Source organism: Brevundimonas sp. AVps23W (genome assembly GCF_058681395.1).
On record NZ_CM178738.1, the window covers coordinates 2,058,432 to 2,079,787 of the forward strand.

Below are 21,356 nucleotides of genomic sequence, written 5' to 3' on the forward strand. Positions count from 1 at the left end.
TAGGGGACGGCGGCATGGCGATCTTCAAAAGAAAGGCCGCCGAACCGACGGACATCGTCCCCTCGCCCTCGGGACGACGTCCGCTGTCGCTGGCGCTGCAAGGCGGCGGGTCTCACGGCGCCTTTCAGTGGGGCGTGCTGGACCGGCTGCTGGAGGACGGCCGGTTCGATTTCCGCGCCGTCTCGGGCGTCTCGGCCGGCGCCATGAACGGGACGGCCCTGGTCTCGGGTCTCGCCGCCGGCGACGCCCGCGCCGCCCTCGACAAGCTCTGGCGCGAGATCAACCAGTCGGGCGGCCGCAACGTCTTCGGCGACAGCGCCCTGTGGAACCCGGCCCAGGCCCCGGACTGGATCAAGGACACGCCGATGTGGCGCGCCGGCGAAAGCCTGGCCCTGTCCATGAGCCCCTACGAATTCAATCCGCTGAACCACAATCCTCTCAAGCGGGTTCTGAAGGCGGCGGTCGATTTCGGCGCGGTTCAGGCTTCGGACATCAAACTGTTCGTCGCCGCCACCGCCGTCCGCCAGGCCCGCGCCCGGGTCTTCGAAAGCCGCGAACTCACCGCCGACGTCCTGATGGCGTCAACCTGCGTGCCCCACCTGTTCCAGGCGGTCGAGATCGAGGGCGAGCCCTACTGGGACGGCGGCTATCTGACCAATCCCCCCCTGTGGCCCCTGACCGGCGACGACACGCCCGACGACGTCCTGCTGGTCACCCTGAACCCCATGGTCCGCGAGGAGACCCCGCGCGCCGCTGGCGACATCGTCGATCGGCTGAACGAAATCGTCTTCAACGCCCCCCTGATCGCCGAACTGCGCGCCATCGCCATGGCCGCAGAGATGATCGCAGACGGCCAGCTGAAACACGGCGCCGGCGCCTATCGCCAGGTCCGTCTCCACGCCATCGAGGCGGACGGCTGGCTGTCGGACCTGTCGCTCCGATCCAAGTTCAACACCGAATGGAGCTTCCTCAACGACCTCAAGAGCCGGGGTCGCGCCGCCGCCGAAGACTGGCTGACCACCTGCCTGCCCTGCGTGGGACGTCAGTCCAGCGTCGATCTTCAGGCCCGGTTCGGCTGAGGTGGAGTTCGCCCTAGCCGACGAAGCCGGCGGCGCGACGCAGCCGGTCGTTGATCGCCTCGCCCAGCCCCTGCGCCGGGATCGGCGATACGGCGATGCCCACAGGATGCGTCCGATCCGCTTCCCTGAACAATCTGAACAGGTTGGCGGCCGCTTCTCGCAGATCGCCCGACGGACTCAGGCTCCAGCGCGGCTCCCCCACCCCGGCCCCGAAGCCCAGCAGGACCTCGCCGTCGCGTGGCTCGACCACATCGATCCGCACCGGGGCGTCCGGCGCATAGTGGACCGCCAGCCGCCCCGGCGACCGATGCCCCTCCCCGCTGTCTGTCAGCGGCCCGACCACGGCCTCGATCTCGGCGCGGGTCACGGCGCCGGGCCGCAACAGCGACACCCGTCCGTCCAGCACCGACACGACCGTACTTTCCAGCCCCACCGCGCACGGCCCGCCGTCCACGGCCGCCGTCACGGCGAACCCCGTCTCCTCGACGGCGTCGGCGAAGGTCGTCGGGCTGGGCCGCCCCGACCGATTGGCCGAGGGCGCCACGACCGGTCCGCCAAAGGCCGACAGCACGGCTCTCGCCCCGGCATGGCCCGGAACCCGGATGGCCACGCTGTCCAGCCCGGCCCGCGCCAGATCACAGACCCGATCACGATCCCGCACCGGCGTCACCAGGGTCAGCGGCCCCGGCCAGAAGGCCTCGGCCAAAGCCCGCGCCTGGGCGTCGAACACCCCAATCGCCTCGGCCGCCATGGCGTCGGCGACATGGGAAATCAGCGGGTTGAACCGCGGCCTTCCCTTGGCCTCGAAGATGGCCGCCACCGCCTCCGCCCGACCGGCGTCGGCGCCCAGTCCATAGACGGTCTCGGTCGGCAGCAGGATCAGCTCGCCCCGCCGCAACGCTTCTGCGGCCTGTTCCGGCCTGTCTCCGTCCCGCAGGCTCATGGCCGACGCGGGATCAGAGGGATCATCCGATGAAGCACATTGTCTCGATTGATGAATTGATGCTTCAGCGCACCCAGCACATGAAGCGCGATCAGGACGTACAGCCCCTTCATCACCAGCTCATGCACGTCCATGAACCGCCCCGCCGTCTCGCGTCCGCCGCCGACCGGCAGCAGCGGCCAGTCGAACAGGCCGAACCAGGCGATCTCGCGCCCCGCGGCCGAGGACGCCAGCCAGCCGGTCATCGGCATGGCGATCAGGACCACATAGAACAGCACATGGGTCGCCCGCGCCGTCCACTTTTCCCAGCGCGGCGTCTCGACCGGCAGGGGAATGGCCGGATGCGCCAGCCGCCAGCCGATCCGCGCCAGGGTCAGAACCAGGATCGTGATCCCCACCGACTTGTGCAGCATGACGAACTGGCCGGACAGCGGCCCTTCCGTGGCCTCATGAGCGGTGATCAGCAGCACCTGCGTCAGGACGCCCAGGGCGATGATCCAGTGCAGCGCCAGGGACACTGTGGAATAGCGATTGCGGGGCTCGGCCATGACTTCCATTCCGTTGCGGCAGGGCGCCAGTGTGCCCTGATGAAGGCCCATGCGCCAAGTCGCTTGCGAGACCGGGCGACGAGGATGCACTTAGGCCTGAAGATTGATCGAGGAAACCCATGAGCTACCGCGCCCCCGTTCGTGACCTGGCCTTCACCCTTGAGGCGATCGCCGGCATGGCCGACGTCTCCGCAACCGGCGCCTTCCCGGATTACGACAGCGACGTCGCAGGCGCCGTGCTGGAGGCGGCAGGCCAGTTCTCCGAGGAAGTGCTGGCGCCGTTGAACCGCATCGGCGATCAGCAAGGCTCTCACTATGCGAACGGCGCCGTCACCGCCGCCCCCGGCTTCGCCGACGCCTATCGCCAATTCGCCGCCGGCGGCTGGACCGGCCTGTCCGCCCCCGCCGAGGTCGGCGGCCAGGCCCTGCCCAAGGCGCTGGAGCTGGCGGCCTTCGAGACGGTCCATTCCGCCAACATGGCTTTCGGCCTCTGCCCCATGCTGTCGCTCGCCGCCATCGAGGCCCTGGATCAGGTCGGAACCGAGGACCAGAAGACCCGATACCTGACCAAGCTGGTCAGCGGCGAATGGACCGGGGCCATGGTTCTGACCGAGCCGGGCGCTGGATCGGACCTGGGGTCGCTGACCGCAACCGCCACGCCCAACGGCGACGACACCTACGCCCTGAACGGCCAGAAGATCTTCATCACCTGGGGCGACCACGACGCCACCGACAACATCATCCACCTGGTCCTGGCCCGCCTGCCTGACGCGCCTGCCGGCCCCAAGGGCATCAGCCTGTTCCTGACGCCCAAGTTCGCGGTCAAGGACGATGGAAGCCTGGGCGAACGCAACGCCTTCCGCCCGGTCGGGATCGAGCACAAGCTGGGCATCCACGCCTCCCCCACCTGCGTCATGAGCTATGAAGGCGCCCGCGCCGAGCTGGTCGGCCGCCCGAACGAGGGCCTGGCCCATATGTTCGTGATGATGAACGCCGCCCGCCTGGCCGTCGGCGTTGAGGGCGTCGGCATCGCCGAGCGCGCCTATCAGCACGCCCTGGCCTATGCGCTGGACCGTCGCCAGGGCCGTTCGGTCTGGACCGGCGAGGCCAACGCCCCGATCTTCGACCATCCTGACGTGCGCCGAATGCTGGGCGTGATGAAGGCCAAGACCTCGGCCGCCCGCGCCATCTGCCTGTCGACCGGCGTCGCCGCCGACCTGGCTCGCCATGCGGGGACCGAGGAGGACCGCCGCCGCTGGAAGGCCCGCGAGGACCTGTTCACCCCCATCGCCAAGGCCTGGTCCACCGACGTGGGCTGCGAGGTCGCCTCGCTGGGCGTCCAGATCCACGGCGGCATGGGCTTCATCGAGGAGACCGGTGCCGCCCAATACTATCGCGACGCCCGCATCGCCCCGATCTACGAAGGCACCAACGGCATCCAGGCGATGGACCTGGTCGGCCGCAAACTGTCTATGGACGGCGGCGAGGCCGCCAAAGCCCTGATCGCCGACATGAAGGCGACCTTGACGCAGCTGGGCGTCCTCTATTCCGGCAAGCCCCTCGAGCGGTTCGCCACGGGCATCGAGGCGGTGCAGGACGCCACCCTGTGGCTGCTGGACCGCAAGGCCGACGCCGACGGCGCCGCCGATGTTCTGGCGGCCGCAGACGCCTATCTCAAACTGATGGGCGACGTGGTCGGCGGCTGGATGCTGGCCAAGGGCGCCCTGGCGGCCAAGGCCCGGCTGGACGCCGGCGAGGGCGATCCGGTCTGGCTGCAAGGCAAGCTGGACCTCTACGAGGTCTATGCCGCCAACGTCCTGGGTCATGTCTCCAGCCGCCTGGCGGCCGTGGGCCAGGGCGGCGATCTGCTGCAACGCCTGACCGCCGAAGCCCTGGCGGGTTGAGGTCGGCTTACGACCGCTCCGGCGCCTCAGGGCGCCGGAGCGGCCTTCTGATCCAGCAGGGCCACCGCTTCACGGATGTAGTCGGCATGGACCACCACCCCAATCCCCAGCCGTTCTTCCTGCACAATGACTTCCTGGGTCAGGACGCCGGCGACATAGGGATGAATCGGTTTCTCCACATCCGCCTGCCGCTGCACGGTCGGGGTCCAGAACACCGGACCGCCCGAGTTGCCGGGGAAGACGGCGAAGTCGAGCAGGAAGGTCGGGAAGGCGCTGATCGGCGTCAGCGGCCAGGAGGCGATCCGCCCCACCCGCAGGATCGGGAACCCGGCCCGGTTCGCCGACAGACCGCGCGGAAAGCCCAGCGACAGCATGTCGTCGCCCGGCCCGACCTCAGCCGCATCGAACGTGTCCTTGTCGGCCAGCCAGGCCATCGGAATGGCGGCGCGGGCGAAGGCCTCAGGCGCGGTGATCTCCATCACGGCGATGTCGCGGTCTTCCGGCTTGGCCCAAAGCGGATCAGACGCCTCGTCTCGGATAGCCAGGGGCTGGGGATCGAACCGCCATCCGCCATCCGGCAGCTCGGTGCGCCAACCGATTCGCGCCTCTCTGTCCGGCATCCGGTTGAGCACGTGATCGGCCGTGACCAGCACGATGCGCGGCGTGCCGTCAGGGCGAGGCGCGTTCAACAGGAAACCGGTCCCCACCGTCCGCGTCCCGTCTCCGGTCGGCTGGTCAATCTGAACCGTCGCGTTGATCAGCGACACCGTCAGGTCCCACGCAGGACGGCGTTCGGTCTGCGCCGCCTCGACATAGGGCGTCGGCTGAGTCTGAAGGTCGAACATCAATGGAAAGCACTTCCCCGGCTTTTCTTCATTTGACGTCGCCCATAGGCCACGCACAAGGTCCGGTCATCCGAATAAAGGGGGCCTAGCCTATGAACCGTCGCCAGTTGATCCTTTCCACGGCCGCGACAGCCGCCGCTGCGGCCTCCCCCGCCTTTGCCCCCGCTTTTGCTATGCCCGCCAAACCTGCCGGAACCTCGATGCCTCAACCTCCTGTCGCCAAGAAGATCCCCGTCGTCATCGAACAGCTGGGTCGCAAACGGACCGACGACTATCACTGGATGAAGGACGACAACTGGCAGGCCGTGCTGAAGGATCCCAGCCTGATCAAGGCCGAGGTCAAGGAGCATCTGACCGCCGAAAACGCCTATCGCGAAGCCATGATGGCCTCCACCGTCCCGTTGCAGGAAGCGATGTTCGCGGAGATGCGCGGCCGCATCAAGGAAGACGACAGCTCCGTTCCCGCCGCCGACGGCGATTGGAATTACTTCGTCGAGTACCGCACCGGCGACCAGCATCCCCGTTACATGCGGGTCGAACGCCAGGGCACATGGTTGGTGAACGGTCAGCCCGTAACGAAAAACTTCGTCATGGCCCCCACGCCCCAACTGCTTCTGGACGCCAACGAACTGGCGAAGGGCAAGGCCTATTCGGAAGTGTCGGCCGCTGCTCATAGCCCCGACCACAGCCTTTTCGCCTATGCCGAAGACGCCCAAGGCTCTGAAGTGCACAAGATCTATATGAAAGATCTGGCCACCGGCGAAGTCCTGCCCGACCCCATCGAGAATTCGAACGGCGACTTCACCTTCTCGCCCGACAGCCAGTGGATCTTCTGGACCAACCGCGACGACAACGGCCGCCCGGACAAGATCTTCCGCCGCCCCGCACGCGGCGGCGAGACCACCCTGGTCTATCAGGAAGAAGACGACGGCATGTTCATCGGCGTCGGCCGCACCGCCGACGACCAGTTCATCGTCATCAGCATCCAAAACCAGGAGACGTCCGAGGCCCGCTACATCCCCGCCTCCACCCCGACGGCGACGCCGGTGGTGCTGGAACCGCGCGTGGTGGCCATCCGCTACGACGTCGATCACTGGGGCGACCGCTGGGTGATCCGGACCAACGCCGACGAGGCGATCGACTTCAAGATCGTCCAGGCGCCGACCGCGACCCCGTCCAAGGCCCATTGGACCGATCTGGTCCCGCACACGCCCGGCCGATACATTGAGGGCCTGGACCTGACCAAGGACCACCTGGCCCGCCAGGAACGCGCCGACGCCAATACTCGCATCATCATCCGCGACCGCGCCGGCACCGAGCACGAGATCGCAGTCGACGAACCCGCCTTCGCCCTGTCGCTGTCCGGCGCCTCCGAGTTCGAGACGACACAGACCCGCTACAGCTACAACTCGCCGTCCACCCCGACCCAGACCTTCGACTACGACATGGCGACGCGCGAGCGGACCCTGCGCAAGACCCAGCAGATCCCGTCCGGCCACAATATCGCGGACTACGTCGTCGAACGGCTGAACGCCCCTGCTTCGGACGGACAGCTGGTGCCGGTCACGGTGCTGCGCCGCAAGTCGACGCCCGTCGATGGTTCGGCGCCCCTGCTGCTCTACGGCTATGGCTCATACGGCATCCCCATGCCCGCCAGCTTCTCGACCAACCGGTTGTCGCTCGTGGATCGCGGCTGGATCTACGCCATCGCCCATATCCGGGGCGGCTCGGACAAGGGCTGGGGCTGGTTCCTGGACGCCCGCCGGATGACGAAGAAGAACACCTTCACCGACTTCATCGCCGCCGCCGAACACCTGATCGCGGGCAAATACGTCGCCGCCGGAAACATAGTCGCCCAGGGCGGCTCGGCCGGCGGTCTGCTGATGGGAGCGATCAACAACATGCGGCCCGACCTGTGGGCCGGCGTCATCGGCCAGGTGCCCTTCGTCGATGTCATCAACACCATGAGCGACACCTCCCTGCCCCTGACCCCGCCGGAATGGCCCGAGTGGGGCAATCCGATCGAGGACCCGGAGGCCTACGACTATATGATGAGCTACAGCCCCTATGATCAGGTAGGCCCGAAAGCCTATCCGGCCATCCTGGCGACCGGCGGCCTGTCTGACCCCCGCGTCACCTATTGGGAGCCTGAGAAGTGGGTGGCCAAGCTGCGGCCCGCGACCACCTCGGGCAAGCCGGTGCTGCTGAAGATCAATATGGAAGCCGGGCACGGCGGCGCGGCCGGTCGGTTCGACTATCTGAAAGAGGTCGCCCACGACTACGCCTTCGCCGTCTGGGCCGTCGAGAAGGGCTGGGAGGCCGCCTGATTTCCAGTCCCGACATCCGCCTGGCGACGGACGATGATTGGCCGGATCTCTGGCCGATCATCGAAGGCGTGACCCGCGCCGGCGACAGCTACGCCTATCCGCTGGACATGTCCGAGACGGTCGCCCGTGCGCTATGGACCCCGCCCCCGCCGGGCGGCGTCCTGGTCGCCGTCGAGGACGGCCGCGTGATCGGCGCCGCCAAGATCGTTCCCAACCGCCCCGGCAACGGCGCCCATGTCGCCAACGGCAGCTTCATGGTCGCCCCACAGGCCCGTGGACGCGGCGTCGCCCGGCGTCTCGGCGAGGCGGCCCTCGAATTCGCCCGCGAGGCCGGCTTCCGGTCAATGCAATTCAACGCGGTGGTAGAGACCAACGCCGTCGCGGTGGCCCTATGGAAATCCCTGGGCTTCGAAATCCTCTGCACCGTCCCCGAGACCTTCGACCATCCCGCGCACGGTCTGGTCGGCCTGCACGTCATGTATCGACGCCTATAGTCAGTCCCGCGACTGAAGCCGCGCCGCCAGGCTGGAGGTGTCCCAGCGGTTTCCGCCCATGGCCTGGACCTCGGCGTAGAACTGATCGACCAGGGCTGTCAGGGCCAGACGCGCCCCGTTCGACCGCGCCTCGTCCAGCACCAGGCCCAGATCCTTACGCATCCAGTCGACCGCAAAGCCGAACTCGAACTCGCCCCTGGCCGCCGTCTTCCAACGATTGTCCATCTGCCAGCTCTGAGCCGCGCCCTTGGACACGGCGTCAAAGGCGGCGTCGGTGTCCAGGCCCGCGACCTGGGCGAAATGCACCGCCTCAGCCAGCCCCTGAACCACGCCGGCGATGGCGATCTGGTTGACCATCTTGGTCAACTGCCCCGACCCCGCCGGCCCCATATGCTTGATCGCCTTCGAATAGGCCTGGAGCGCCGGCTCCGCCTTTGTCAGAGCCTCAGCCTCTCCGCCCGCCATGACGCTGAGTTGGCCGTTCTCCGCCCCCGCCTGACCGCCCGACACCGGAGCATCGACGAAGGCGCGCCCCTGCTCCGCCGCCAATGCCGCCATCTCGCGCGCAAGCTTGGCGGAGGTCGTGGTGTGATCGACGATCACCGCCCCCTCGGCCAGATGCGGCATGGCCTCGGTCACGACCGCGCGCACGTCGTCGTCATTGCCGACGCAGAGGATGAACAGATCGACGCCCTGAGCCGCCTCGGCGACAGTCTCGCCGAACCGCCCCCCCGTCGCCTCGGCCCAGGCTTTCGCCTTGGCGGCCGTGCGATTGAAGCCGACGACATCATGGCCGGCCTGCACCAGGTGACGCGCCATCGGGGCGCCCATGACGCCCAGGCCGGCGAATGCGATCTTCATGACAGGCTCCTTGGTTCTCGCCCGGACTAGGCCGCGTCGGGCGGGCGTTCAAGCCGCAGTCCCGGATCAACGTGCGGTTAACCTTGGAGCCCCACACTGGAACGTGAAATTCCCGGGGTGCGTCCATGTCCGTGAGCGATCGTCCGATCCTCATCAAGAAGGTCAAGAAGGTGTCCGGCGGCGGTCACCACGGCGGCGCCTGGAAGGTGGCCTATGCGGACTTCGTGACCGCCATGATGGCCTTCTTCCTGCTCATGTGGCTGGTCAACGCGACGGACCCCGAGCAGAAGAAGGGCATCGCCGAATATTTCGCGCCCGCCAGCGTGTCCGAGACGACGTCGGGATCGGGCGGCATTCTGGGCGGCACCGCCCTTGGCGACGACGGTCCCAAAAGTTCAGGCTCCCAGTCGGTGATCGAACAGCTCGCGCCAGAGGCCCCGGCCGACGCCAGCAATCCCGGCCCCAGCTCCGATCTCTCGAGCGCCAGCGAAGCTGCGCTCCAGGCCGAGATCCAGAAGCGCGAATCGGCGGAGTTCGCCAGCGCCGCCGAATCCCTGCGCCAGGCCATGCAATCCATGCCGGAGCTGGCCGAGCTGTCGAAACAGCTGATCGTCGACCAGACGCCGGAAGGCCTGCGCATCCAGTTGGTCGATCAGGAAGGCCGCTCAATGTTCGACAACAACTCGGCCCGCCCGAACGCGCGCGCCCAGGTCCTGCTGCGCGCCGTGGCCAAGGTCATTAACCGACTGCCCAACCGCATTTCCATCACCGGCCACACCAGCGCGACGCCCGGCTCCAACCGCGCCAGCGCCCCCGCCGACTGGGCCCTGTCCTCGGAACGCGCCAACGGCTCGCGACTGGTGCTGCAAAGCGCCGGCGTGGATGCCGACCGGGTCTATTCGGTCGCCGGCAAGGCGGGGTCGGACCCCCTCTATCCCGACGACCCCACGCTGCAAGGCAACCGCCGTATCGCCATCGTCCTGTTGCGCGAGGCGCCGGTCCTGCCGATGGACACCTCGCTGTGATCCCGTGCGGCTGTGGCGCCCAGGCGCTTGCGGCCGGGCCGTCAATGACGGCAAATCCAGGCATGAGCCTTCGACCGTCGCATTTTTGGCCTGTTCGGGTGCGGACATAGAGCCGTGACCCAGCACGTTCCGACACGACAACTCCGGTTCTTCATGACCTCGGTCGCGCCGTGTCCTTATCTGCCGGGCAAGACCGAGCGAAAAGTCTTCGCCAATCTGCCTTTCTCCGACGGCGCCCACGTCAACGACGAGCTGACTCTGGCCGGTTTCCGCCGCAGCCAGAACATCGCCTATCGCCCGGCCTGCGAGGCCTGCGACGCCTGTGTCTCAGTGCGTCTCCCCGTGCCCGAGTTCGCCTTCAGCCGGTCGCAGCGCAAGGTCCTGGCCCGCAACGCCGACCTGTCGCGCGATCTGGTCGAGGCCGAGGCGACGACCGAACAATTCCAGCTGCTGCGCCGCTATCTGACCACCCGCCACCCGACCGGCGGCATGAGCGACATGGGCTGGCTCGATTATGTCGCCATGGTCGAGGACACCGCCGTTCGCACCCATCTGATCGAATATCGCCTGGCCTCCGCCGACGGCGGCCCCGGCGACCTGATCGCCGTCACCCTGACCGACCTGCTGAAGGACGGTCTGTCGATGGTCTACAGCTTCTACGACCCCAGCCTCGACCGCCGCAGCCTGGGCCGGTTCGCCATCCTGGATCACATCCGCCAGGCGGCCCAGGTCGGCCTGCCCTACGTCTATCTGGGCTACTGGGTCCGGGGCTCGGAGAAGATGGACTACAAGGCCGACTTCCGCCCCATGGAGGTGCTGGGCAAACTGGGCTGGTCTCGGCTGGAAGATTAGGCGAACCGCGTTTCCCTCCCCCCTCAGGGGAGGGAAAGGCTAAACACTACCTGAACTTCCGAAGGCCCCGCGGCCCCTGACGTCCGGCCCCCGCGCGCTTACCCAGCCAGTCCTTCCAGTCCGGCCAGTTGCGACGCCGTCCGCCCCCGTCGGCCCATTCCGGCCCCTGTTCGGCGTTGAACACGGTGACGTCGGCCAGACCGCCCTGCTTGAAGTTCTGCAGTCGCACACCCTTGCCGCGCCCCATCTCGGGCAGTTCGTCCAGCGGGAAGATCAGGGTCTTGATGTTCTCGCCGATGGTCGCGACGTGGTCGCCCATAGGACTGGTTGGCACCCGCAACATGGCCAGCATGTCGCCGTTCAGCACCTGTTTGCCGCCCCGCTTCTGGGCCAGGGTGTCGTCTTCCGGCGCGATAAAGCCATAGCCGGCCTTGGAGGCGATCAGCAGCTTCCCGCCCGGCTGGTGCGCCAGCAGATTGATGATATCGGCCTTCTCATCCAGGTCGATCATCAGGCGCAGCGGCTCGCCATGCCCGCGACCGGACGCCAGCTTGTCGGCCCCGATGGTGAATATCCGCCCGTCCGACGCCCCGACCAGCAGTTTGTCGGTCGTATAGGCCGGCACCAGATAGGCCAGTTGGTCGCCTTCCTTGAACTTCAGCTCCGACGGATCCTCGACCTTGCCCTTTGCGGCGCGGATCCAGCCGCGTTCCGACAGGATGACGGTGATCGCCTCGCGCGGAATGAAGGCCTCGGGTGCCACGAATGCGCTCGTGTCCACAGCGTCGGCGATGGTGGTCCGGCGCGGCGAGATCAGCGCCTTGCGCACGGCCTCCAGCTCCTTGGAGATGGCCTTCCACTGCTTGCCTTCCGAAGACGTCAGGGCCTGGAGGTTCGCCAGCTCCTCCGACAGCTCCTTGAACTCCTTCTCGATCGTCATCTCTTCCAGACGCGCCAACTGACGCAGTCGGGTGTCGAGGATGAAGTCGGCCTGGACCTCGGTCAGACCGAACCGCGCGATCAGGACGGCCTTGGGCTGTTCCTCCTCGCGGACGATGCGGATCACCTCGTCCAGGTTCAGGAAGACGACGCGCAGACCTTCCAGCAGGTGCAGTCGCTTCTCGACCCGCGCGATCCGCCATTGCGACCGGCGGTTCAGAACCTCGCGGCGGTGATCCAGGAAGGCCTTCAGACAGGCCTTCAGCCCCATGACGCGCGGGGTGCCGTCGGCGTCCAGCACGTTCATGTTGATCGGGAAGCGGACTTCCAGATCAGACAGCTTGAACAGGCTCTCCATCAGCATCTCAGGCTCGATGGTGCGGTTCTTGGGCTCGAGGATCAGGCGGATGTCTTCCGCCGACTCATCGCGCACGTCGCCCAGCAGGGGCGCCTTCTTGTGCTCGATCAGGTCCGCCAGCGCCTCGATCAGGCGCGACTTCTGCACCTGGTACGGCATCTCGGTGACGATGATCCGCCACACGCCACGCCCCAGGTCCTCGGTTTCCCAGCGCGCCCGCAGCCGCACCCCGCCCCGACCCGTCTCATAGGCGTCCAGAATGGCGGCATGGCCTTCAACCGCGACGCCGCCGGTGGGGAAGTCGGGTCCGGGCACCAGTTGCACCAGTTCGGCCGTCGTCGTCTCGGGCCGGTCCAGCAGCATCTGGCAGGCGTCGATCAGCTCGCCGACATTGTGCGGCGGGATCGAGGTCGCCATGCCCACGGCGATGCCGGAAGAGCCGTTGGCCAGCAGGCTGGGAAAGCCGGCGGGCAGCACCATAGGCTCCTCGCCCTGGTCGTCATAGGTGGCGCGGAAGTCGACCGAGTCCTGGTCGATGCCCTCCATCAGGATGACGGCCGCCGTGGTCAGCTTGCACTCGGTGTAGCGCATGGCGGCGGCGTTATCGCCGTCGATGTTGCCGAAATTGCCCTGGCCGTCGACCAGCGGATAGCGCTGCGAAAAGTCCTGGGCCAGCCGGACAAGGGCGTCGTAGATTGAGGCGTCGCCGTGCGGGTGATAGGTGCCCATCACGTCGCCCACGACCTTGGCGCATTTGCGCGCCGCCGCCTGCGGGTTCAGCCGCATCTGGTGCATCGTGTACATGATGCGCCGGTGCACGGGTTTGAACCCGTCCCGAACATCGGGAAGGGCGCGGTTGGTGATGGTCGACAGGGCGTAGGCCAGATAGCGGCGGCTGAGCGCCGCCTCCATCGGCTCGTCGATGATACGGCCGCCTTCCGGCGGCGGAGCGTGGATCGTCATGGGCCAGCGAATCGGGGATCGGAAGCGCGAAGTCTAGCCCGTTCGACACAAGACAGGGCGTCTATCTGTGGGAGATAATACGTCGAAGGGTAACCGAACGCCTCCCGGCTTCGTATCTTAAGTCACCCCATCGCGTCAGGCCGCTCCCATGATCCTGTTCCTGCTCTCCTATCTGGCCGGCGCCCTGACCATCGTCAGCCCCTGTATCTTGCCGGTTTTGCCCTTCGTCTTCGCCCGCGCCGGCCGGCCGTTCGTGCGCAATGGCCTGCCCCTGCTGGTCGGCATGGTGGTCACCTTCGCCGGCGTAGCGACCCTGGCTGCCCTGGGCGGGGGCTGGGCCGTGCGCGCCAATGAGGTCGGTCGCTGGATCGCGCTCGCGGTCATGGCCGTCCTGGGCCTCAGCCTGCTTGTGCCCTCCATCGGGGATCGGTTGATGCGACCGTTCGTGGCCGCCGGTTCCTGGCTGACCGACCGCGTCGAGCGCGGCGCGGGCGACCAGGGCGACGTCCGCGCCTCCCTGTTGCTGGGCGTGGCCACCGGTTTGCTGTGGGCGCCCTGCGCAGGCCCCATCCTGGGCGTCATCCTGACCGGCGCGGCCTTGCAGGGCGCCGGCGTCGGCTCGACCGTCCTGTTGCTGGCCTATGCTGCGGGCGCCGCCACCTCCCTGGCGTTGGCGCTGCTGGTCGGCGGACGAGTGTTCAAGGCCATGAAGGGCGCGCTGGGCGTCGGCGAATGGGTGCGGCGCGGCCTGGGCGCCTTGGTGCTGATTGGCGTTGTCGCCATCGGCCTGGGCCTGGACACGGGCCTGCTGACCCGGATTTCGGCCGGAAGCACCGGCCGTTTGGAACAGGCGCTGCTGAGCGGCATCGGCCGCGGCGTGCCGACGAACGCAGCCCCGGCGGACCTGGCCAATCTGCCGGTCGAGGGGACGATGCCGCCCCTGACCGGCGCCACCACCTGGATCAACTCCCCGCCCCTTACGCCGGAGCAGTTGCGCGGCAAGGTCGTTGTCGTCGATTTCTGGACCTACTCCTGCATCAACTGCCTGCGCGCCCTGCCCTACGTCCGCGCCTGGGCCGACAAGTACAAGGATCAGGGCCTGGTCGTCATAGGCGTCCACACGCCCGAATTCGCCTTCGAGAAATCCGAGGCCAACGTCCGCGACGCCGTCCGCCGCCTGGGCGTCGACTATCCGGTCGCCATGGACAACGACTTCGCCATCTGGCGCGCCTTCAAGAACCAGTACTGGCCCGCCCATTATTTCATCGACGCCCAGGGCCGCATCCGCCACCACCATTTCGGCGAAGGCGACTACGACCGGTCTGAACGCGTGATCCAGCAACTGCTCAAGGAGGCGGGCGCCGCCGACGTCGGCGCGGACGTGGTCCAGATCCAGGCCCAGGGCGCTGAAGCCGCCGCCGACATGAGCCAGCTCGGCTCGCCCGAAACCTATGTCGGCTACGCCCGCGCAGAAAACTTCCGTTCGCCCGGCGGCTTCGCCCGAAATGCGGTCAAGACCTATGCCGCCGGCTCGCTGGCCCTCAATGACTGGAGCCTGACCGGCGCCTGGCGCGTGACCCGCGAACATGCCGAACTGACGGCGTCCGGCGGCCGGGTCTCGTTCCGCTTCAAGGCGCGCGATCTTCATCTTGTCATGGCGCCCGACGCCGCCGGGGCGGCGCCGCGGTTCCGCGTCCTGATCGACGGCCAGGCGCCGGGCGCCGCCGCCGGGTCCGACATCGACGCCCAGGGCATGGGGCGCATCGACGGGCAGCGCCTCTACCAACTGGTGCGGCAGTCCGGACCGGTGCGGGAGCGCACCTTCGAGATCGAATTCCTCGATCCGGGCGCCCAGGTCTTCGCCTTCACCTTCGGCTAGATATCCAGCAGCAGGCGCAGCTGTTTCCGAGCCAGCTGCCGACGCTTGCGAACCAGTTCGCGGCTGATGTTCAGATGGGCGGCGATCTGCTCGTCGCTCCAGTCGTCCAGGTGAAGCTTCAGCGGCTCGACCAGGCTCGCCGGCAGGGCCCTCATCGCCCTTCCCCAGGCGGCGTCGCTCTCCTGCTGAGACAACACCTCCTCCGGCGAGGGTTCAGCTGCAGCCCAGGCGGCCGCCGACGGCGGCGGCAGATCATCGTCCTCAGTCTTGATCGGAACACGGCTGGCGTTCTGGCGGTGCTGGTCCATGCAGGTGTTGTGCAGAATTCGCACCAGCCAGGCGCCTGGGTTCTGGATCGGCTGTCGGTCGAAGGCCTGGGCCGCCCGGACCATGGCCGCGCTCAGCGCATCCTCGGCGTCGGCGCGATTGCCGCCGCTGAGGCGAAGGCTCCGTTGTCGCAGAACGGTCTGATGCGCCATCCACACCGCCCAGAAATGATCCAGCGAGGGTCGGCGATCCAGGGACTGCGCAATGACCTCGGCAGGCGTCACGGATCGCCCACGCCCTTCTCCCGCCGCCCTGGCCAGAACCTCCACCGGAGAGGGCGAACGTCGCGATGGTCCATAGGCTCTGGACGGACGCGCGGGCCCGGCCACAAGCTCGGCAGGCCTCGCCTGTTCGCCGCTCTCCGCATTCCAATCCGGAAACAGCGGGACGATGGTCATGGCGTCAATCCCCTTCCCGTGAAGAAGACCGCCAAGCCTGAACAGGCTCGCTCCCCGGCCTCCGTCTCCCCCTGGGCGGTTGTCCGACGGCCGTTGCAAACACGGCCATAGCCCACCCATGCAACCTAGACGGGCGTTTTCGCTTTTTGTGAAGGCTAAACGTGTGATCGAGCCAAATATCTCGCTCTCTTGGCCCCAAAGAGCCCGCAACAATGGCCGCCCGCCCCCTGTCGGCGCGGCGCATACGGCGGGCGGACGCGAGCGGCGGATCTTCTCCACAGCCTATCGTGCCGCATGGTCGGTCTTTCTCGGAAAAGGCCGCTTGACGCGATGGGTCAGCCCGCCTAAACGACGCCCCTCGCCGGGGCGCACAGCCGCTTCGGCCGGGAAACGCGGGTGTAGCTCAGTTGGTTAGAGTGCCGGCCTGTCACGCCGGAGGTCGCGGGTTCGAGCCCCGTCACTCGCGCCACTCTTTCTAGAAATAGACAGAGTGGCGCGACCGCCTTCCCTCTAAAGTTTTCGAAACAACTCAAAAGTTTCGACCTGATACGCGGGTGTAGCTCAGTTGGTTAGAGTGCCGGCCTGTCACGCCGGAGGTCGCGGGTTCGAGCCCCGTCACTCGCGCCACTTCTTACAGACAAAGAAGTGGCGCGCCCCCGCTCTCTGACGAGTGGAAGACAGCGCCTATTTTTCCGAATTGATTGCGCCGGCCTCAGTGGACGGCGAAAGCCTCGTCAGGCTGCACGAAGGCGGCTTCGCCCGTCAGCTCGCCATAGACCATGCACAGGTCCTCGAAGACCCGGTTCCAGGCGAACTGGTTGACGGCCTTATCCCGCGCGGCCCGGCCGATGGCCTCGATGTCCCGTGCGAACAGGGCCTCGACCGCCTCGGCATAGGCGCCGGCCTCGGCGCTGGCCGCCAGCTGCCCCACCGACTCATCGACCGTCTCGGCCACGCCGCCGGCGTTGACCCCGACCACGGGACGCCCGCAGGCCATGGCCTCCAGCACGATCAGGCCGAACGGCTCCTTGTCGTTCGCATGGACGAAGGCGTCGCAGCTGGCGATGATCCGCGCAATCGCCTTCGGATCCTTCTCATAGGGCATCGAAATCACCCGATCCTCAACCGGCATGCCCGACCCGGCGCCGACCAGCACCAGATGATAGGGCGCGCCCAGCTTCTGAACGGCCTCAATCAGGATATCGACGTTCTTTTCCTTGGCCGGACGGCCGGCGAAGCACAGCAGCCGAGCGTCCTCGCCCAGGCCGAGTTGCTTCAACAGCCACTGACGGTCGCGGCGATCGGGCCGGAAGGTGTCGATCTCGACACCCAGCGGCCGGATGACAATATTGCTCACCCCGGCCTCTTCCAGCCGCCGCGCGATGAATCGGCTGGGCGAGACCACCCGGTCGAACTGCGAGAACAGTCGAGCCCAGCGTTTTTCGACCGGCTTCTTGGCCCACTCGCCGAAATGCAGGGCCGCCAGACTGGCTGGATCGGAGTGACAGAAGCCGACGACCGGGCATCCCACCCGCTGGCCCGCCTCCAGGGCGCCCTGCCCCGGCGTATAGGGGTCGCCCGCCTCGATGATCGACGGCTTCATCGCCGCCACCCAGGCGCTCCAGCGCTTGACCGAGCTGGGCCAGCGATAGCCGTCCCCGAACGGCAGCTTCGTCGCCCGCAGTTGCACGATCCCGTCGGTCCGCGCCTTGTGTCGCGCGCCCGGCACGATCAGCGAATGACTGACCCCCGGTCGATTGGCCTCGATCCAGGCCTTCTTCGACAGCAGATAGCGTTTCACCCCGCCGGAACGCGGCGCGTAAAGCATGGTGCTGTCCACCAGTCGGGGCCGATCATCCATCGCCGCCAGCTTCAGCGCCCGCAGCGTGTCCGCGACTTCGACGTCCAGTCCGGGAATCAGCCGGAGCTCGCTTTCGTGAACGTCGAGGTCGGTCAGTGTCATAAAGAGGTTCTCGTCTGGTCTGGGCTCGCCAACGCCGGAGGACGTGGATTGGATGCGTCGTCGTGAAACGCGTTTGACCATGCGTCCGCCCCTAGACCCCGGCGCGGCAAAGCTCAATAGCCGCGGCGGAAATCCTTCCGCACCCCCCGCAACGCCCCGCAAAATCGGACGTTTCACAAGGCTTCAAGTCTGACGCGGAACGGCAACATGCTGAACACGGCCTTGCATTCGCCTCAAATTCGATAAACTTGAGCAAGGTTGGCGTCGATCCTGTAATGGACCGCCTTGTTCGTGATCGCGTGGCCACCAGGGGTTTTCTTCCGAATGCGTATTCTACTCGCGACCGCTGTAGCGATCGCTCCCTTGCTGGCTGTGACGGGCGCTCAGGCCGAGGTCGTCGTCTCGACCGCTCGCACGACGCCGATCCAGACCTCCAACGCCACCGGCACGGCCGCCGACAACGTCCGGATCGCCAGCGGCGGTTCGATCGCCGTCACCTCCGGTGCGGCCATGACGCTGGACTCGAACAACACCCTCGATGTCGATAGCGGCGGCTCGATCACCATGGCCAAGGCGGCCGACGGCGCGACCGGCATTTTGGTGAACGGCGGCAACACCGGATCGCTCGCCATGGGCGGCTCGATCTCCATCACCGATTCGCTGGAAGACGCCGACTACAAGGACACCGACAGCGACGGCGACATCGACGGCCCCTTCGCGACCGGAACCGGTCGCTACGGCGTGCGCGTCGCCGGCCCCTCCGCCTTCACCGGCAATATCACCCTCGAACCGACCAGCGCGATCACCGTCGAGGGGAACAACAGCTATGGCCTGGCTGTCGAGACCGACCTGAACGGTCGCCTGCAGAGCCTCAGCACGGTCCGGGTGCTGGGCGACGGCACGGTCGGGGTTCGCACCACGGGCGCGGTGTCCGGCAATGTCGATCTGGCAGGTTCGATCACGGCGACGGGCGCAGGCGCGACCGGTGTGTCGATCGAAGGCGATGTGGGCGGCGCCCTGAAAATCCATTCGGCGATCACCACCACCGGCTATCGCTACACGACCTCTCCGTCCTCCATACCTGAATCCGCCAAGCTTTCGGATTCGACGCTCTATCTCGAAGATCTCGATGCGGACGATCTGTTGCAGGGCGGCCCGGCCGTCCGCGTGGCCGCAGACATCAACGGCGGCGTCCTTCTGGACACCGGCCCGACCTACGGTTCGGCGGGCATCGACGGCGATGACGACAGCGACGGCGTCAAGAATGGCGACGAGGACAACGACGGCGACGGCGTCAAGAACCGCGACGACACCGACCGCGACGGCGACGGCATTCTGGACACCAGCGAGACGACCGCCTCCCTGAGCTCGCTTGGCAGCGCCCCGGCCCTGTTGATCGGCTCGGCGACCAACACCGTCACCCTGGGCGCAGTCGGAACCGGCGACGCCGCCTACGGCCTGATCAACCGGGGCGGTATCAGCGGCTCAGGCGTATATGCTGAGCGGGAAGCGCGCGCCCTGCAACTCGGCGTGGACGGCGGCCAGGCCGTCACGGTCGCCGGCGGCGTCAGGAACGAGGGCACGATCTCCGCCTCTGCGTCCAAGGCCAACGCGACCGCCGTGTGGATCGGCGCCAATGTCACCGCCCCGGCCCTGTACAACACCGGCACGATCCAGGCCGGCGCTTCGGGCAATACCGCCACGACCTCGACGGCGGTGCTGATCGGCGCCGGCGCCAATGTCGCGTCCATGACCAATACGGGTCTCATCACCTCGGCCTTCACCGGCAATCACGGCGACGCCGTGGCCATTCGGGATGCGTCCGGAAGCCTGACCCAGTTCACCAACGCCGGCACGATCGCGGTCGGCATCACCCCGGACACCACCGACGACACGACCCAGGACGGAGAGGCTGTCGCCGTCGATCTGTCGGCCAACACGACCGGCGTTGTCTTCCGTCAGTACGGCGTGGCCGCCGCCGCCGGCAGCACTGCGACCGACACCGACAAGGACGGCGTGCCCGACAGCGCTGAACCCACCCTGGTCGGCGCGATCCGGCTGGGCTCGGGCGCGGACACCCTGAACATCGAGAACGGCACCATCATCGGCGACATCTCGTTCGGCGGCGGCGCCGACACGATGAACATCACCGGCGGCGCCGCCATTTCCGGGTCGATCACCAATGCGGCCGGCCTGGCGCTCAATGTGACCAACGGTTCCCTGTTCGCCAATCAGACCACGGCGACCAACATCTCCAGCCTGAACGTCGGCGCGGACGGCACCCTGGTTCTCACCGTCGATCCTGCGACGAACACCGGCGGCGGCTTCAATGTCAGCGGCGCAGCCAATATCGCCACCGGCGCCGCCCTCGGCGTCCGCTTCGCCACCCTGTTGCAGGAGCCCGCCCGCTTCGACCTCATCAACGCCGGGTCTCTGACCATCGGAACCATCGACCAGACGCTGCTGGGCGAGAACTCGCCCTACCTCTATGTCGTCTCGGCCGGGGCCGACACTGCGGCCGGCAAGGTCTATGTCGACGCCCGCCGTCGCACGGCCGAAGAGGCCGGTCTGATCCCGGTCGAGGCCTCTGCCTTCGACGCCGTCTACGCCGCCCTCGGCGACAACACGACGCTTCAAAACCTGTTCCTCAGCCAGACCGACCGCGAAGGCTTCGCCAACGTCTATGAGCAGATGCTCCCCGACCACTCGGGCGGGCCTCTGATGTCCCTGTCGGCCGGCGTGGACGCCGTCACGCGCGCCCTGACGGGCCGCAACGCCTCCGCCGCGCCCGGCGAGACCAGCGCCTGGGTCCAGGAGATCAACTTCTACGCCGACAAGGACAAGACCGATTCCTACGGCTTCCGTTCGGAAGGCTTCGGCGTCGCCGGCGGCGTCGAAAAAGGCACCAGCATGGGCGCCTTCGGCGTCACGGCCGCCTTTACCTCCTCCGACATCGAGGACCCGGAGGCCGAGGCTGAGGAAATCCTGTCCGCCAACCTGCTGGAGTTGGGCCTCTACTGGCGCGCCCAGGGTCAGTACTGGACGACCTGGGCCCGCGCGGCCGGCGGCTACGCCAGCTTCAGCGCCGACCGCTCCCTGGTCGCCGACGGCGTCTATCTGAACAACAGCTCCGACTGGCACGGCTGGACCGCCGCTGCGGCCGGCGGCGCCTCGTATGAGCGCAACTACGGCCGCCTGAACGTGCGCCCCGAGGTCTACACCGAGTTCTTCCACCTGTCGGAAGGATCACGGACGGAAAGCGGCGGCGGAGACGGCTTCGACCTCGACATCGATTCGCGCGACAGCCACATCTTCTCCGCCGTCGCGGCGATGAACGTTGGCTACGGCTTCGGCCGCGACGGCTGGATCCGCCCCGAACTGCGCATCGGCTACCGCCAGAACCTGTCGGTCGACGCCGGCGAGACCATCGCCCGCTTCGCCAGCGGCGGGCCGGACTTCACCCTGTCGCCCGATGCGGTTGAAGGCGGCGGCCTGATCCTCGGCTTCCGTCTGAACCTGGGCAACGACCTCGGCATGCTGTCCCTGACCGGCGATGCGGAACTGCTCGAGGACTATGTCCGCTATTCGCTTCTGCTGCGGGCCAGCTTCCGCTTCTGATCGGAAGCCGTCACGAACGACAAAAGGCCGTCG

The 21,356-nt window shown here is 67.3% G+C and carries 15 protein-coding genes and 2 tRNA genes; 10 read left to right on the forward strand and 7 right to left on the reverse strand.

The features are described from left to right. Positions 1–14: 14 nt before the first annotated feature. Positions 15–1,079 (forward strand): patatin-like phospholipase family protein, encoded by a 1,065-nt coding sequence (locus ACW177_RS10030; RefSeq protein ID WP_492025580.1) that lies wholly within the window; start codon positions 15–17, stop codon positions 1,077–1,079. Between the two features lie 13 nt (positions 1,080–1,092). Here ACW177_RS10030 and ACW177_RS10035 read toward each other — a convergent pair whose 3' ends face one another. Both ACW177_RS10035 and ACW177_RS10040 read right to left on the reverse strand, forming a co-directional pair. Beyond that, the gene (locus tag ACW177_RS10035) at positions 1,093–2,022 is read right to left on the reverse strand and encodes an L-threonylcarbamoyladenylate synthase (protein ID WP_492025581.1); all 930 of its coding nucleotides are present in this window, start codon (positions 2,020–2,022) and stop codon (positions 1,093–1,095) included. Beyond that, positions 2,019–2,570 carry a cytochrome b gene (locus ACW177_RS10040; RefSeq protein ID WP_492025582.1) on the reverse strand — a complete coding sequence of 184 codons (552 nt, stop codon included), beginning with the start codon at positions 2,568–2,570 and terminating at the stop codon, positions 2,019–2,021. The genes ACW177_RS10035 and ACW177_RS10040 overlap by 4 nt, the downstream gene beginning before the upstream one ends. Positions 2,571–2,689: 119 nt before the next feature. Here ACW177_RS10040 and ACW177_RS10045 point away from each other — a divergent pair, with 119 nt between their 5' ends. After that, positions 2,690–4,474, forward strand: coding sequence for an acyl-CoA dehydrogenase (locus ACW177_RS10045; protein WP_492025583.1), 1,785 nt, complete (start codon positions 2,690–2,692; stop codon positions 4,472–4,474). Between the two features lie 26 nt (positions 4,475–4,500). Here ACW177_RS10045 and ACW177_RS10050 read toward each other — a convergent pair whose 3' ends face one another. Next, positions 4,501–5,319 (reverse strand): trypsin-like serine peptidase, encoded by an 819-nt coding sequence (locus tag ACW177_RS10050; protein WP_492025584.1) that lies wholly within the window; start codon positions 5,317–5,319, stop codon positions 4,501–4,503. Between the two features lie 92 nt (positions 5,320–5,411). Here ACW177_RS10050 and ACW177_RS10055 point away from each other — a divergent pair, with 92 nt between their 5' ends. Beyond that, positions 5,412–7,646 (forward strand): S9 family peptidase, encoded by a 2,235-nt coding sequence (locus tag ACW177_RS10055; RefSeq protein ID WP_492025585.1) that lies wholly within the window; start codon positions 5,412–5,414, stop codon positions 7,644–7,646. Positions 7,647–7,714: 68 nt separating this feature from the next. Continuing rightward, a complete protein-coding gene (locus ACW177_RS10060) occupies positions 7,715–8,140 on the forward strand; it encodes a GNAT family N-acetyltransferase (RefSeq protein ID WP_492025586.1) in 426 nt (141 codons plus the stop codon). Here ACW177_RS10060 and ACW177_RS10065 read toward each other — a convergent pair whose 3' ends face one another. Further along, entirely contained in the window at positions 8,141–9,001 is an 861-nt protein-coding gene (locus ACW177_RS10065) for an NAD(P)-dependent oxidoreductase (RefSeq protein WP_492025587.1), read from the reverse strand. It lies immediately after the preceding gene. Between the two features lie 125 nt (positions 9,002–9,126). Here ACW177_RS10065 and ACW177_RS10070 point away from each other — a divergent pair, with 125 nt between their 5' ends. Both ACW177_RS10070 and ACW177_RS10075 read left to right on the forward strand, forming a co-directional pair. Next, on the forward strand, positions 9,127–10,026 hold the full coding sequence (locus tag ACW177_RS10070) for a flagellar motor protein MotB (RefSeq protein ID WP_492025588.1): 900 nt from the start codon (positions 9,127–9,129) through the stop codon (positions 10,024–10,026). A gap of 114 nt (positions 10,027–10,140) precedes the next feature. Continuing rightward, the gene (locus ACW177_RS10075) at positions 10,141–10,878 is read left to right on the forward strand and encodes an arginyltransferase (RefSeq protein WP_492025589.1); all 738 of its coding nucleotides are present in this window, start codon (positions 10,141–10,143) and stop codon (positions 10,876–10,878) included. 46 nt (positions 10,879–10,924) lie between these two features. On the opposite strand, the gene parC is transcribed toward ACW177_RS10075, so the two are convergent. Next, entirely contained in the window at positions 10,925–13,138 is a 2,214-nt protein-coding gene (parC, locus tag ACW177_RS10080; RefSeq protein ID WP_492025590.1) for a DNA topoisomerase IV subunit A, read from the reverse strand. 148 nt (positions 13,139–13,286) lie between these two features. Here parC and ACW177_RS10085 point away from each other — a divergent pair, with 148 nt between their 5' ends. Next, positions 13,287–15,017 carry a cytochrome c biogenesis protein DipZ gene (locus ACW177_RS10085; RefSeq protein WP_492025591.1) on the forward strand — a complete coding sequence of 577 codons (1,731 nt, stop codon included), beginning with the start codon at positions 13,287–13,289 and terminating at the stop codon, positions 15,015–15,017. Here ACW177_RS10085 and ACW177_RS10090 read toward each other — a convergent pair. Next, on the reverse strand, positions 15,014–15,742 hold the full coding sequence (locus tag ACW177_RS10090) for an RNA polymerase sigma factor (protein WP_492025592.1): 729 nt from the start codon (positions 15,740–15,742) through the stop codon (positions 15,014–15,016). The genes ACW177_RS10085 and ACW177_RS10090 overlap by 4 nt on opposite strands. Before the next feature lie 392 nt (positions 15,743–16,134). Here ACW177_RS10090 and ACW177_RS10095 point away from each other — a divergent pair. After that, a tRNA-Asp gene (locus ACW177_RS10095) sits at positions 16,135–16,211 on the forward strand. 81 nt (positions 16,212–16,292) lie between these two features. Further along, positions 16,293–16,369 (forward strand) — tRNA-Asp (locus ACW177_RS10100). A gap of 85 nt (positions 16,370–16,454) precedes the next feature. Here the strand turns inward: ACW177_RS10100 and ACW177_RS10105 are convergent. Then, positions 16,455–17,705 (reverse strand): glycosyltransferase, encoded by a 1,251-nt coding sequence (locus tag ACW177_RS10105; protein ID WP_492025593.1) that lies wholly within the window; start codon positions 17,703–17,705, stop codon positions 16,455–16,457. Between the two features lie 324 nt (positions 17,706–18,029). On the opposite strand from ACW177_RS10105, the gene ACW177_RS10110 reads away from it, so the two are divergent. Then, complete coding sequence (locus ACW177_RS10110; protein WP_492025594.1) at positions 18,030–21,323, forward strand: autotransporter outer membrane beta-barrel domain-containing protein; 3,294 nt, start codon at positions 18,030–18,032, stop codon at positions 21,321–21,323. The last annotated feature ends 33 nt before the right edge of the window (positions 21,324–21,356 follow it).